Here is a 13,642-nt window from a genome sequence, read left to right on the forward strand (position 1 = left end):
TTGTTTCGTCGGCCGGGTATTGTTGGATCGCCCAGGCTCGGCCAGGGTCCAACATTGATCACATTACGCCTGCCAGACCACTCGTGGCTGCCAATCCGCGAGGTTTCGGATCACCGTTCTTCTGCCGACGCCCGGGCCAGTTCGCGGAAATACATGCGTATCAGCGCCGCGTATTCGCCGTCGATGGCTTCGTTTGAGCCGCTCAGAACTTCGGTGTCGAGTGCTTCGTTCAGACCGCCCCAGTTTCGATCACCGGCTCCTGCGCGACTTGCCTGCAGACTGTTTCCGTCCCACGGCGCGGCATTACCCGTGGCCTGTTTTGACGGCGGCCCGCTGGGTTCGCCTTCCGAAAGGCGCCCCGGGGAAAACTGCCGCGGCAGGCTGCCATTCGCGGCTTGAGCCAAAGCCTGAGCAGCCTGATTCAGCATCGGCGTCCCGTCACCCGGTTCTCCCGGCTGTGGACGATCATCGGACGGCTGACCGTCGGCGGGTTGTCCCTGACCGGGTTCCGTCTGCCCGGAAGCAGGCTCTTCCGGTGACGGTTGTCCGTCCTGTCCGTCTGACGGCGAATCATTCTCGGACGAATTCGGTGAAGCACTTTCCTGCGACGATTCGGCGTCTGATGCGGTTCCGGCATCGGAGGAATCGGCCGCGGCGGACTCGGACGACTGCTGTTCTGCCGGAGCGGATCGCTGCAGACTTCGTAATGCCTCGGCCACACTGTCACCGACTTCCGACGGCACCAGAGCATCCTGACTCTGCGGATTTCCGGCGGCCTGCTGCGCCATCTGAGCCACCTGGTTCAACTGGGCGGCGGACTGTTGTCCCGATTCTGCAGATTGCTGAAATGACCCCTGCTGGATTTGTTCCGCTGCGTTGTCGCTGGATTCCGCGGCCTGTTGAGCGGCGTCCTGAGCGACCTGCGTTTGTCGCGCCTGCTGCTGCATACCCAGCGCGGGAAGACTCAGTTTTTCCGACAGATCGGCAAGCTGCTGTGGAAGTTCGGAAACCTGCTCAGCCATCTGCTGTTGTGCCTGCTGCTGCGCGGCTACCTGAGCGGAGTCGCTGGGCTGAAGCATCTGCGCGGCGTCCGCGAGCTGTGAGAACTGCCGACTAAGTCCCTGCAGTTGATTCTGTCGGTCCTGCTGCTGAGGATCGCTAAGCTGACCGGCGGCCTGTTCGGCTGCCTGCGCCGCCTGTCGCATGTCCTCCGCCGCGCGGGCGAATTGACCTGCCTGAGCCTGCTCCGCCCCCTTCTTTCCCTGGTCCGCGGCGACTTTGGAAACGCGAGTCGCCTCGTTCATGGCGGGATTCTGAGCCTGCGGGTTCTGCTGGCTGTTTTCCTGCTGCAAACCGTCACTGACTTGTTCCGCGGCCTCGGCTAGCTCCTGACTGCGCCGCACCAATTCGCGCGCAGCGTTCTGCATGCGCTGGCTTTCGGTGTCCGGGGCGGGATCGTCCGCCGGCAATGACGGTTGTGCAGCGTTTCGCTGTTCGCGGAGCTGCTGCAACTGCTGATTGATGTCCTGCAGCCTGTCCGCCAGCTCCGCCGACCGATCCGCGAACTGTTCGTTCTGTTCACGCTGTTGCTGTTGTTGACGCTTTTCTTGTTGTTGACGCTGTGGTTCGGCAGGAGCCTCACCCTCCCCGGCAGCAGCGTCCCGGGCAGCGTTCCCGGCAGCGTTCTCATCCTCTATGGCAGGATTCTCCAGGGCGGCGTCTCGCAAACGTTCGGCCGCATCCTGAAGATCCTGCTGAGTCTGCTGAACGGCTTGTTGCGGTTCCGCGAGATTTCCCTGCCTGAGTTCTCGGACGGCTTCATCCAGCGGCGATGCCGGAGGAGCCTCGACCTTTGATTCGGCGTTCTTCATTTCGTCCGACAATCGCTGCATGTCGTTGCGTGCCTGCTGCAACTGATTGGCGATCTCCTGCGCATCGCGGGCAGCGTCGCGAGCTTCCTGATTGACGCCGTTGGCAAGCTGCTGCTGCTGCCGAGCCAGTTCGCGAGCCTGCAGCGCCAGTTCCTGAAGTTTCTCCTGCTGGGCTCGCTGAGCCGAGTCGAGAAGTTCCTGTTGCCGCTGCAGCAGATCATTGACCTCGGCATCCAGTTGCTGATGGTCCTGGTCAAGCTGCTGCTGTCGCTGCTCAAGCTGCTGCTGGAATTCCTCGCGACTGGTATCCGGGGGAAGGTCTTCGTCGGCTCGCTGGCGGTCGGCGTCGAGCTGTTCAGCATCGGCAGCCAGTTGTTCCGCATCCAGAGCCAGCCGGTTGAGTTCCGCCAGTTCGGCTTCCAGCATGCCGATCTTTTCGATCTCAGAAATCACGTCGCCAAGTTCGCGGCGCGCGTTGTCGAGATCCTGAGCGGACTGCTGCAACTGTTCCGCGGCCTGAGGTTTCTGCGCTTCGACAGCGGCTGCCAGTTTCTCCGGAATCTGTTCGCGAACGTTTTCACCGATGGCCTGAAGAGACTGAGCCTGTTTCTTCATCAGCGGATGGGCGGCGGCGTCATCGGCCAGTTCGGCCAGTTCGCGTCCCTGCTGTTGTTGTTTTTCGCTAAGCGCCGCGGCCTGCCGGCGATCAGCTTCGTTCCAATCCTGCCAGACTTTGTTCTTCAGTTCGTACGCCGTGTCCCGGTCCTGCTGAAGCTGCTGCTGAATTTCCTTCAGCGCTTCAACCAGGCGGCGAACATCTTCGTTCAGGGCATCGGCGCCGACGGCGGCTGCGTCATCCGAGATGCGAATCGAAAACGTCTTCGACCAGACTTCGTGCGGCCGCGGAACGGGCCGTTCATCGCTGGCGCGAACTCGCAGCGATACCACGTCACCGGATTGAACTTCAAGGTCGGCCAGAATCAGACGAAACGCATGCTGCACGGCCTGCGCGCCGCGAGCCAGGTTCTGTGGAGTGTCGATGCGAATGACCTGATCGTTCTTCTGATAATGCAGTTCCAGACTGCCGACGCCGATGTCGTCCGTCACAGCGCAGTCGACGGGAACGATGTCGTCGGGGCGAAAATCGTCGTCATCACGGATTCCCAGGACCTCCAGAGTCGGCGGCTGATCGTAGATGACCAGCAGCGTCCGATTCGGTTCGCTGTTGTTGTGGACGCCGAATTCGTCGGTGATATCGAAGGCAAAGCTGCCGCCGACGTCCGCCTGGAATTCGAACACTGCGGCGGTGCCATCAGCGTTCAGAGTTCCCGGTACGGTCTGTGCCAGTTCCACCGGCGGCGGCGGGTTCTGGTCCTGGCCCTCGCTCACGTTGGCGAATCTTCGGTCTTCGATCTGAGATTCGGTTTCGGGAATCGGGTCGCGGCGCAGCCAGACCAGAGACGCGTCCACGACGGGCTTGCTGAACTGCATAACGATCTCCAGACGACTGCGGTCGAAGACTTCCATGTCACCGACAACCCCGTCGAACGATTCGATGGCTCGACCGGTGTACGGCGGCGGAGTCGCTGTCATGGCGGCCGCCCGGATCTGCGGCGCGTCCACGACTCGCAGCAGGAATTCTTCGGACTCCGCGCCGCCTCCGGAAACCGTGTAGCGAAAGCCTTCCTGAATACGTTCGATCGTCACGGCGAACCGGCCGGCCACTTCATCAAACGTCATCGGTAACTCTTCGACGCGACCGTTGTCGGCCGTCATGGTCAGCACAACGATTTCCGGCCGCGGCTCATCAGTTGTGGTGCGCCACATTGGAACAGCGGCGAACGTCACGTCGGTTCCTCGTGCCACGGTGCGGTTCGCGTCCGGCACGTCGAAGTACAAATTGGTTGCGGTGGCCCAGTTCTTCCACGGCATCAGAAAGCGCTGAGCCAGCAGTCCGGTACTGGACGGCCAGACAATCGACGGCAGCACCAGCAGCGCCGTCAGTCCGATGGCCAGCCCGGCGCGCCGCAGGGTGGCCTGACTGCTGACAACATCGGGCTCATGAACGGTCTGCAGCCGCGACCAGACCTGCTGCTGCAGTCGCTTTCGCATCACCGCGGAACCGGCCTCACTGACAGTCGCCGTCGGCTGTTCGATCGACACCAGAGTCGCCAGGCTTTCGCGCAGTTCCGGACAGGAAAGGTCAACGGCGGCTCCAAGTTCTTCGTCGGGAACAACCAGCCGCAGCGGAAGGATCAGGTGCTTCCAGACAGACCAGCCCGTTGCGGCAACGGCTGTCGCCAGCAGAACTGTGCGAACGGCCGGCCCCAGTGCCAGCAGGTAGTCCAGCGCGAATGCCACCAGAATCGCCGCGACCAGAGTGATCACAACAACCGCCGTTCCCCGCAGGAAAGCGTGGTGCAGCAACTGCCGCCGGCAACTGCCAAGAATCGAACGAATGCCGTCTGTCTGTGTCAGAGTCCCCGCGGACATACCGTGCTCCGTGAAATCGCGTCACCACCACCGGACCTGTCAGGTGTTCGTCGCTGCCCGGCGGGCAGCTTCGTGCTTCGCATTCTACCGTCGTCGGCGCCGGGAGATACGAATTCCGCCGAGACGTCCGTGCAAGATTGAGAATTCTCAAAACGCCGCGAATCATGTGTTTTCGCAAGCGGGGATTGAAGGTATCAGTGCGGTCGCCAATACTCTCGAAGCTTTTTTCCGTTGTCCGATCCGCTTTCTGAAATCCGCCGATGACCGATACCCGACTGCCGCTTCAGGACGTCAACATCCTGAGCACGACTCCTCTGACGTCACCCGCGTCGCTGAAACGTGAAGTACCGCTGACGGAACAGACCGCTCAGTTCGTTTGCGAATGGCGTGAAACGGTCAAGGCCATTCTGAAGGGAACCGACCGGCGGATCATCGCCATCGTCGGACCGTGCTCAATCCACAGCGAACAGATTGCTCTGGAGTACGCCGGCAGGCTGGCTCGACTGGCCGATGAAGTCAAAGACCGCATCTTTGTTGTCATGCGAGTCTACTTTGAAAAGCCGCGAACGACCGTGGGCTGGAAGGGCCTCATCAACGATCCTCATCTGAACGATACGTTTGACATGGCCGCCGGACTAAAGCTCGCCCGGCAGATCCTGTGCCGCGTCAACGAAGCCGGAATTCCCGCGGCGACGGAAGTGCTGGAACCCATCACGCCGCAGTACATCGCCGACCTGATTACGCTGGCGTCCATCGGCGCGCGGACCACGGAATCGCCCACTCATCGGCAGATTGCCAGCGGCCTGTCGATGCCCGTCGGATTCAAGAACAGTACGGAAGGCAGCCTGGAAGTCGCGATGAACGCCATGAAGGCCGCTCGCGCAGAACATTCCTTTCTGGGAATCGATCACGACGGAAACACCTGTGTCGTCAATACACGCGGAAACGACATGGGACATCTGATTCTGCGCGGAGGCAGAAACGGGCCGAATTACCGGGAAGAGAATCTTGCGGAAGCGGTCTGGCTGCTGAAGGAAGCCGGACTGCCGCCCCGCTTCGTTGTCGACTGCAGCCACGCAAATTCCGAAAAGGACTACACTCGGCAATCCGTGGTCTGGAACGACGTCATTCGCCAGCGAACCGCAGGCAACGACACGATCGTGGGACTGATGCTGGAAAGCAATCTGAAAGCCGGGCAGCAGTCTCTCGGTTCGGACCCGTCAACGCTGGATTACGGAGTGTCGATCACGGACGGCTGTATCAGCTTTGAGGAAACCGAACACCTGCTGCGTTCGGCCTACGAAGCTCTGGCGGCAACCACGGCCGCGGCCGTGTAATCAGCGTCCCGCGCGCACCGCAGTTCGCACCGGCGAAAAAACGCGGCAAGGAGGCATCAGCGCGCGGCGTGCGACCGTTCGAACGGACGACGGATTGTCAGTTGGTCTGCCGTGTAACGAAGGCTATGTTCCCCCGCCATGACATCGGACATGCAACGACCACTGCTGGCAGTCACTCATTTCGGAAACCTTCGCCGCTGGCTGGAAATGGAAGGGGAGGCGGAGCTGGAGCGCCTGGAGGCACGGCGAAATGTGCAGTCCTCCGCCGACGCGGAACGCAGCGGCGAGACCCTTCTGCATCTGATGATTCGTTCTCACACGTCGGGACTGGGAGGGCGATATCTGCTGACGCTGGCGAAACGCAAGTCGGCCGATCGCATGCCGTGGCACCGGTTCAAAGTCGGCAGCCCCGTCATTCTGTCCGAAGACGGTGACGGCAGCGGACGATCGATGAGCGGCGTTGTCAGTCAGCGAACCGCCGATTCCGTAGAAGTCGCCGTCGACGAATGGCCTGACGGTGACCGCTTTCGACTCGATTTGTCGCCGGACGAAGTGACTCGCAAACGGCAACTCGCGGCGCTGGACATCTGCGAAAAGGCAACCGGGCGGCTCGGCCAGTTGCGTGACCTGTTTCTGTACGACCGCGAACCGTCGTTCCGTTCCGGGGACGATTGCGAGGTTTCCGCGGCGCTGAATCCGTCACAGCAGGCGGCCGTGCAGTTTGCCATGTCGGCCAACGACCTGGCCATCATTCACGGGCCTCCGGGAACCGGCAAGACGACAACCGTGGTGGAAGTCATCCGCCAGGCCGTTGCCCGCGGCGAACGTGTCCTGGCGTGTGCTCCCAGCAACACTGCCGTCGACAACCTGCTGGAACGGCTGGTCAACACCGGCGAATCGGCCGTGCGGCTCGGGCATCCCGCGCGAGTCCTGGAAGTCGTGCGAACGCACACGCTGGACGCGCTGGTTGAACAGCATGACGCCATGGAACTGATTCGTGACATGCGTCGGGAAGCGGAGCAACTGGAACGCAGGGCCAGCCGCTATACTCGGGCACGCCCGGCTCCCGGCCAGCGATTTCAGCAGCGCCAGGAAATCCGTGACCTGAAGAAACAGGCGCGAATGCTGGAACGCCAGGCGATCAATGAAGTGCTGCGGGAAGCTCGCGTGATTTGTGCCACCGTCAGCTTTGATTTTGATGTGCTGCAGGATCACGAGTTCGATCTGCTGGTCATCGACGAAGCCTGCCAGAGCGTCGAGCCGGGTTGCTGGGTTCCGCTGAAGTTCGCCGAGCGCGTGGTCCTGGCAGGAGATCACTGCCAGCTTCCGCCCACGATTCTTTCCAAAGGAGCCGCCAACGAAGGCTTTGATATCAGCCTGATGCAGCGGCTGGTGGAACGCTATGGGCCGTCGATCACCCGGCAGTTGACGCTGCAATACCGAATGCACGAACAGATCATGCAGTTTTCGTCGGAACAGTTTTACGAGGGAACTCTGGAAGCTGATGCGTCGGTGAAAACACACACTCTGGCTGACCTTCCGCAGATTCACGCCGCGGATCTGGATACGTCCCCGGTTGTGTTCATCGACACGGCGGGAGCCGGCTGGGACGAACAGCAGGAATCCGACGGACTCAGCCGACTGAACCCCGATGAAGGCCGGCTGGTTCTGGATCAAGTAAACGCGCTGTGCCGCGCGGGACTCAATCCGCGAGACATCGCCGTGATCGCGCCGTATGCCGCTCAGGTGCGCTGGCTTCGGCAGAACAGCGAATTCGCCAATCTGGAAGTCGATACCGTCGACGGTTTTCAGGGCCGCGAAAAGGAAGCCGTTGTGATGTCGCTGGTCCGATCGAACACCGCCGGAGAAATCGGATTTCTGTCGGACGCTCGCCGCATGAACGTCGCCCTCACACGCGCCCGACGGAAGCTGATCGTGATCGGAGACAGCGCGACTCTGGGGGGCGATGAATTCTTCGCCCGGCTGATCGCCTGGTTCGAAAGAATCGGCGCTTACCGGTCGGTCTGGGAACTGACGACGGTGGATTAGCCTGTCGCGGCGTCAGTCGGCCAGAGCAAACGCCTTTTGCATGGCCTTCGACGTGGCTGCGAGCGCTTCGGCGTCGTCCATCTCGTTCAGCACCGCATTGAACGGTTCGGCTCGAACAGGACCGTCGTAGCCGATTTCGGCCAGCGTTGTCAGAAACGCTTTCAGGTCAATGACGCCGGTTGCCGCGGGAAGTTCCCGCTTGTTGTCGATCTGCTCGTCAATCGGAATCCCGGCGGGAGCGTCGTTCAGGTCGCAGGCGATGATGTCGGCATTCGTCAGCGACTTCAGATCGTCGACTGTTTCATGCGCCGTGTACCAGTGCCAACTGTCCAGCACGACTCCCACGTTGTCGAGACCGATCTCCGCGATCAAATCACGCGTTTCTGCCAGCGAATGAATGAATGGATGCCGGCCGCTGGCCCACAGCGTTTTCGGGCCGACGTATTCCATGCCGAACCGCAGCCCGTGGTCACCAAGAATCCTGACGCATTCCCGCAGGCGGTTCGCGTGCTGCCGGAAGTTGGCAACGTACGTCAGTTCGTCATGACGCGGTGACAGCCAGGTTCCCACGCGAGTTACTCCCGCACGCTGCAACCCTTTTGACTGTCCGGGAAGCTTCTTCAGCGAATCCTGAAACGTCTGCTGATCGCCCGGAAGTCCACCGGCAGCCCCGCCGCGCCCTTAGACCAGGTTCTTCTGCTTCAGTCCTGCCAGCAGTTCATCAAGCTGCCCGTCCGACAGACTGGCCAGAAAATCGGCGTCCGCGCCCACGGATTCGAAGCCAAACTGGTGAGCGAAATCGATGGCCTGTTTCTGGCCGGGCGCTGACTCCGATCGATCCGCAAGCGCAGGTCCAGCGTGAACTTCCGTTTCGCAGCGGTCGTGTTCGCGGCGGAAACGGTCACGGCGGAATTGAGTGACAACGCTGCGGCTGCCGTGAGAGCTCCCGTTCGAAGCAGTTCACGGCGACTGACCGGCGGCGAATTCGGCGCGGCCGCTGAGTTCGTGAAAGCGTGCTGACAAATGGTGTCGACGAAACGGTTCATGCGGAAGGCTCCTGGAGAAACAGCCGGAATCAGGCAGTGATTAACGTCCGACAAGAGTACCAACATATTCCTTCACAATCATGGAAGTCGTATCCAGCGGCCCGGATTGCGGAATGAGGGAATGGACGATTTCGGCCGTTGTTCGCGGAATGTCGCTCGGCTTTGACAAGAAGTCGGCCGGCAGCGGATCAGGTTCGAATCCATTGCGTTTCGCCAGAGCCAATGCGCGTGGCAGATGCCACGCCGACGTCAGCAGCCCGACTCGCTGATCGGTACCGTTAAACCGCTTGCCAAGTTCCGTCATCTCTTCCGAAGTATTACGGCCGCCGAAGCGTTCGATGGCGGCCTCCGGAACTCCCAGAGCCATCAGGATCTCGGCGGATCGCTGCGACGGGTCGGCGTCGATGTTGGTCATTTCGCCGATCTTTCTGCCGGTGCAGATGAACTTCCGGGTCAGTCCCTGGTGGTAAAGTTCGGCGGCCAGAATCAGGCGGTCGCCGGAACCGTTACCCTGGCTGCGATAGTTCATTCCCGTCGACGCTCCGCCTCCCAGCACAACGACGACGTCCAACCGCTGCTCGCTGAGCGGCTGGATATCAGCAAACCGGCCCTCGCGAGTTCTTACCAGCCACTCGGCAAAGACGTCATTGCCCGCGATGGTCAGTAACAACAGCGGACACGCGGCGACCACAATCAGTTCTCGTCGACGAGAATTCACAGCCATCGACATGCAGCCGATCAACAGCAGCCACAGCAATCCGCATGGCTGCACCAGCGCGGTCACGACTTTCTCAACCACCGTCTGTCCGAGTGCCACCCGGTGCCGACCAGAAAAGCCAGGGTTCCCACACAGACTCGGACAAAGGTTTTCGTCACCGTTAACTCAGACATAATCTTTCAATGTCGAAACAAGATTCTTCGAGCCCCGGAGTAACACTCACGCCAACATTCAAAGTGAAAAGACCGATGCTGTTTCCGGCTCAGCGGTCATTTCGACAACGCCCGGTCATGCCGCATGAGATCGACGATGATTCGGTATTGTGTCGCGGTGGACGGCCGATGTCGATTCCTCGCCGGCGAACCACGATTCGACGTCGGCGATCCTTCCAACGCGGAGCCAGCTCCGGCAGGGCTTGTGGGTGCACCGTCGGATCCTGTCAGGCGTGCGGCAGATGAGAATCTACTTGCCAGCCGCCGGGCAGGTAACGACTCATCTGCCGCTCGCCTAAGAGGGACGATCGCCGGGCTGACCGTCGAGCAACCGTGACCTGCCGTCGGCAGACTTCGCCCGATTTGCATAACCGCCACCTCCGCCGTCGCCGTAACAGAGCGTGAAACCGGCAGTCAGAAACCGGCAGATTTCACCGGCCGGGGAATTCAACTGGTGAATTGTGCCGTTCCCGGCCGATCACCCTCAAGGCGTCTCGCGCGCTCTGGTGTGAACCGTTCATTTCAAAACCGGGAGCCGAACCAGGCATGATCATGCGGATCTCAGACACTGACGATGACAGCTTCTTCGGCGAAGGCGTGGAGCCGCCGGACGAAATGAACGAACTGTTTCGCCCTGAGATCAGCAACTGGCGATTCGCCATCGTGGATCCGGAGGTGCGAATGCTGCGATCAGACGCACCGGAAGCCATCGTGCCCGTGCCTCACCTGCGGACAATCCCGAAGCGGCACGCTGCGGCCATTGATGACTTCAACGAGTCACTTTACTTCGGATAGGCGGGGCAGCGGATAAGCGGGGCGGCGCACTTCCGAACGCCAGGCGAATGACCGACTCTGCGCGAACGATGCCGATTCCCTGATATCGGCCTCATTCGCCCGCGGAATCTGTTGCCGCAGCGGAGTCTGACTCTGCCGGCGTCTCCGTCCCTGCCGGTGCCGTCTCCTCGACGGTAGAATTTTCGGGCGGCGGGGCGACCGAACGGTAATCACTGCAACCGCTCAGCGACCATGCTGCCGCGGCGAAGACCAGCGCCGGGGTGAATCTCAGCGACATCCGCATCACACTTCGCATCCGGTGTTGTCCCTTTCTCGTCGGATCCACGAATTCATGCCGCGAATCGTGGCGAATCGAAATTCATTCGACAATTGACTCCCGGAATTCTGATCCCGGCCGATCGGGCGGATATACTTCGCCGTGTTTTGCGGTCAGTTGACTGCATCTACTCGCGTTCGCGGAAGACTGCATTCCGTCCGGCGAGTCGCCTGACCGTTGTGTCGAATGAGTTCATACGTGCCGGATCTGATTCCCAATAGCGACCGGATGCCGACGCCGCGCCCCGAACTGCTGGCTCCCGCAGGCGACCGCGACTGCGCGCGAGCCGCCGTGGAAAACGGAGCGGATGCGATCTACTTCGGTCTGGACTGCGGATTCAACGCTCGCGCGCGGGCCACGAACTTTCATCTCGATAACTTGCCGGAACTGATGGACTTTCTGCATCGTCGCGGCGTTCGTGGTTATGTGACGCTGAATACGCTTGCGTTTTCGGACGAACTGCCGGCGATCGAAGCCACCGGCCGAAGGCTTGCTGACGCCGCTGTCGACGCCGTGCTGGTTCAGGACATTGGGGTCGCCCGGCTGCTGAAGGATGTGTGCCCGGACCTGGCGCTCCACGCGTCAACGCAGATGACGTTGACCAGCGCTGAATGCATCGCCGTCGCTGAAGAGCTGGGGATTGAGCGCGTCGTGCTGGCCCGTGAACTGTCGATCGATGAAATCCGCCGGATCCGCAGTCAAACGTCGATGCCGCTGGAAGTGTTTGTTCACGGCGCGCTGTGCGTGGCGTATTCCGGGCAGTGCCTGACCAGTGAATCTCTCGGCGGACGCAGTGCGAATCGTGGTCAGTGTGCTCAGGCCTGCCGGCTGGCATACGATCTGATCTGCGACGATCAACACATGGAACTCGGCGATCAGAAGTATTTGCTCAGCCCGCAGGATCTGGCGGCGTTTGCACTGGTTGATGATCTGCTGAAAGCCGGTGTCAGCTCGCTGAAGATTGAAGGACGGCTGAAGACGCCGGAGTACGTCGCCAACACGGTTCAGCACTACCGTCGGGCAATCGATGCCGCCGTTGAGGGACGTTCCGCGAACTTTACTCGCACAGACGTTCGCGAACTGGAGCAGTCGTTTTCGCGAGGATTCTCGCCGGGCTGGCTGAACGGCTGCGATCACAAGATGCTGGTGCCCGCGACCAGTTCCGCCAAGCGCGGCGTGTTGCTGGGCCACGTTGTCGGCGTGTTGCCGGATCAGATTGCGGTGCAGTTGCAGGGTGAAGTTGCTCCCGGCGATGGGGTGGTCTTCGAAGGCGATCGTGAACACGGCAACGAACAGGGCGGACGCGTGTACCACGTGTTCAATGACCGCGGTCTGCAAATCGAATCCGCTGACCGCGGCATCGTCCAACTGGCGTTCCGTCACCACGCCATGGATTTCGCCAAACTGACGGCGGGCCTGAAAGTGTGGAAGACGGACGACCCGAGGCTGAATCAGAGGTTGCGAAAATCCTTCGAAGGCCCGGACGTGAACCGGCGCGTCGACGTAAGCCTGTCGGTCATCGCCAGAACAGGTGAGTGCCTGACGATCGTGGCTGAAACCGCCACCGGCATTCGCTGCGAAATTGCGTCGGAACAACCGCTGGAAGCCGCTCGCAAACATCCCATCTCTCGTGAGATTCTGGAACAGCAGTTTTCGCGGCTTGGCGGTACGATTTTTCGACTGGCCAAACTCGACGCCGTGATTGAAAACGCACCGATGATTCCGCTCAGCGTCCTCGGACAACTGCGGCGCCAAATGATCGAACTACTCGACGTCGCGCCGCCGCGGCCGACATCATCGCCGCGCCGCATCCCTCAAGCCGTTACGACGACCCGGACACAGGCGTTTTCAGCGAACATGAAAGGCGAACAGAATTCCGGCGACCCGCGGCTGGTTGTTCTTTGCCGAACACGGCAGCAGCTTGACTGCGTTCTGCAAAACGGAATCAGCCATGTCTTCGCGGACTTCGCCGACATTCGCGAATACCGGGAAGCCGTCCGGGCAGCTCATCAAGCCGGAGCCGAAATCCTGCTCGCGACGCCGCGCATCCAGAAACCGGGGGAAATGGGGATCTTCCGCACGATGCTCGGACACCAACCGGATGGAATGCTGGTTCGCAATCTTTCCGGCCTGACATTTTTCGTCGAACATCGGATACCGGTTGTCGCGGACTTCTCGCTAAACGCCACCAATGAACGGACCGTCGAATGGCTCATCCGCAAAGGCGCGGAACGAGTCACCGCGTCGTACGACATGAACCGCGATCAGTTGCTTGAGCTGCTGAATCGTGTGCCCTGCCAGTGGCTGGAAATTGTGATTCATCAGCACATGCCGTTATTTCACATGGAGCACTGTGTGTTCTGCTCCGTTTTGTCGCCGGGGACTAACCGGCACAATTGCGGCCGTCCGTGCGACGTTCACCGCGTGGAACTGCGGGACCGCATCGGCATGAAACATCCACTGACCGCTGACGTCGGCTGCCGCAACACACTGTTTAACGCCGTACCGCAAAGCTCGGCGGAAGTCGTTGCGACACTTCTGGAACGCGGAGTCCGCACGTTTCGTATTGAACTGCTGAACGACGACGATGCCCGCATTCACCGAATCATCAGCCTTTATCGTGACCTGCTGAATGGTACGATCCGAGGCAGCGAAGTCTGGAAGCAGCTCCGGGCCGGAAACCGAGTCGGAGTCACTCGCGGCACTCTGGAAGAACGCCGCAACCCGCTTGCGATCCTGTAGCTGTTGACTCCGAATCCGGGTTGTCCGGTCTCAACACGTCCGATCCGTGCATCCGCATCCTCG

General features: G+C 60.9%; 7 protein-coding genes. 4 read left to right on the forward strand and 3 right to left on the reverse strand.

The features are described 5' to 3' along the window. Positions 1-110: 110 nt before the first annotated feature. Positions 111-4,364 (reverse strand): hypothetical protein, encoded by a 4,254-nt coding sequence (locus tag R3C19_08345; GenBank protein ID MEZ6060355.1) that lies wholly within the window; start codon positions 4,362-4,364, stop codon positions 111-113. A gap of 260 nt (positions 4,365-4,624) precedes the next feature. Between R3C19_08345 and R3C19_08350 the strand changes: the two genes are divergently transcribed. Both R3C19_08350 and R3C19_08355 read left to right on the forward strand, forming a co-directional pair. Next, on the forward strand, positions 4,625-5,701 hold the full coding sequence (locus tag R3C19_08350; protein ID MEZ6060356.1) for a 3-deoxy-7-phosphoheptulonate synthase: 1,077 nt from the start codon (positions 4,625-4,627) through the stop codon (positions 5,699-5,701). A 150-nt stretch (positions 5,702-5,851) separates the two neighbouring features. Beyond that, a complete protein-coding gene (locus R3C19_08355) occupies positions 5,852-7,750 on the forward strand; it encodes an IGHMBP2 family helicase (protein MEZ6060357.1) in 1,899 nt (632 codons plus the stop codon). Between the two features lie 12 nt (positions 7,751-7,762). Here R3C19_08355 and R3C19_08360 read toward each other — a convergent pair whose 3' ends face one another. After that, positions 7,763-8,320 carry a TIM barrel protein gene (locus R3C19_08360; GenBank protein MEZ6060358.1) on the reverse strand — a complete coding sequence of 186 codons (558 nt, stop codon included), beginning with the start codon at positions 8,318-8,320 and terminating at the stop codon, positions 7,763-7,765. A gap of 516 nt (positions 8,321-8,836) precedes the next feature. Then, positions 8,837-9,613, reverse strand: a complete 777-nt coding sequence (locus tag R3C19_08365) for a YdcF family protein (protein MEZ6060359.1) — start codon at positions 9,611-9,613, stop codon at positions 8,837-8,839. Between the two features lie 665 nt (positions 9,614-10,278). On the opposite strand from R3C19_08365, the gene R3C19_08370 reads away from it, so the two are divergent. After that, on the forward strand, positions 10,279-10,521 hold the full coding sequence (locus tag R3C19_08370; GenBank protein MEZ6060360.1) for a hypothetical protein: 243 nt from the start codon (positions 10,279-10,281) through the stop codon (positions 10,519-10,521). Positions 10,522-11,023: 502 nt separating this feature from the next. Then, positions 11,024-13,579, forward strand: a complete 2,556-nt coding sequence (locus R3C19_08375) for a DUF3656 domain-containing protein (protein MEZ6060361.1) — start codon at positions 11,024-11,026, stop codon at positions 13,577-13,579. The last annotated feature ends 63 nt before the right edge of the window (positions 13,580-13,642 follow it).

It is taken from the genome of Planctomycetaceae bacterium (genome assembly GCA_041398785.1).
Classification (GTDB): domain Bacteria; phylum Planctomycetota; class Planctomycetia; order Planctomycetales; family Planctomycetaceae; genus JAWKUA01.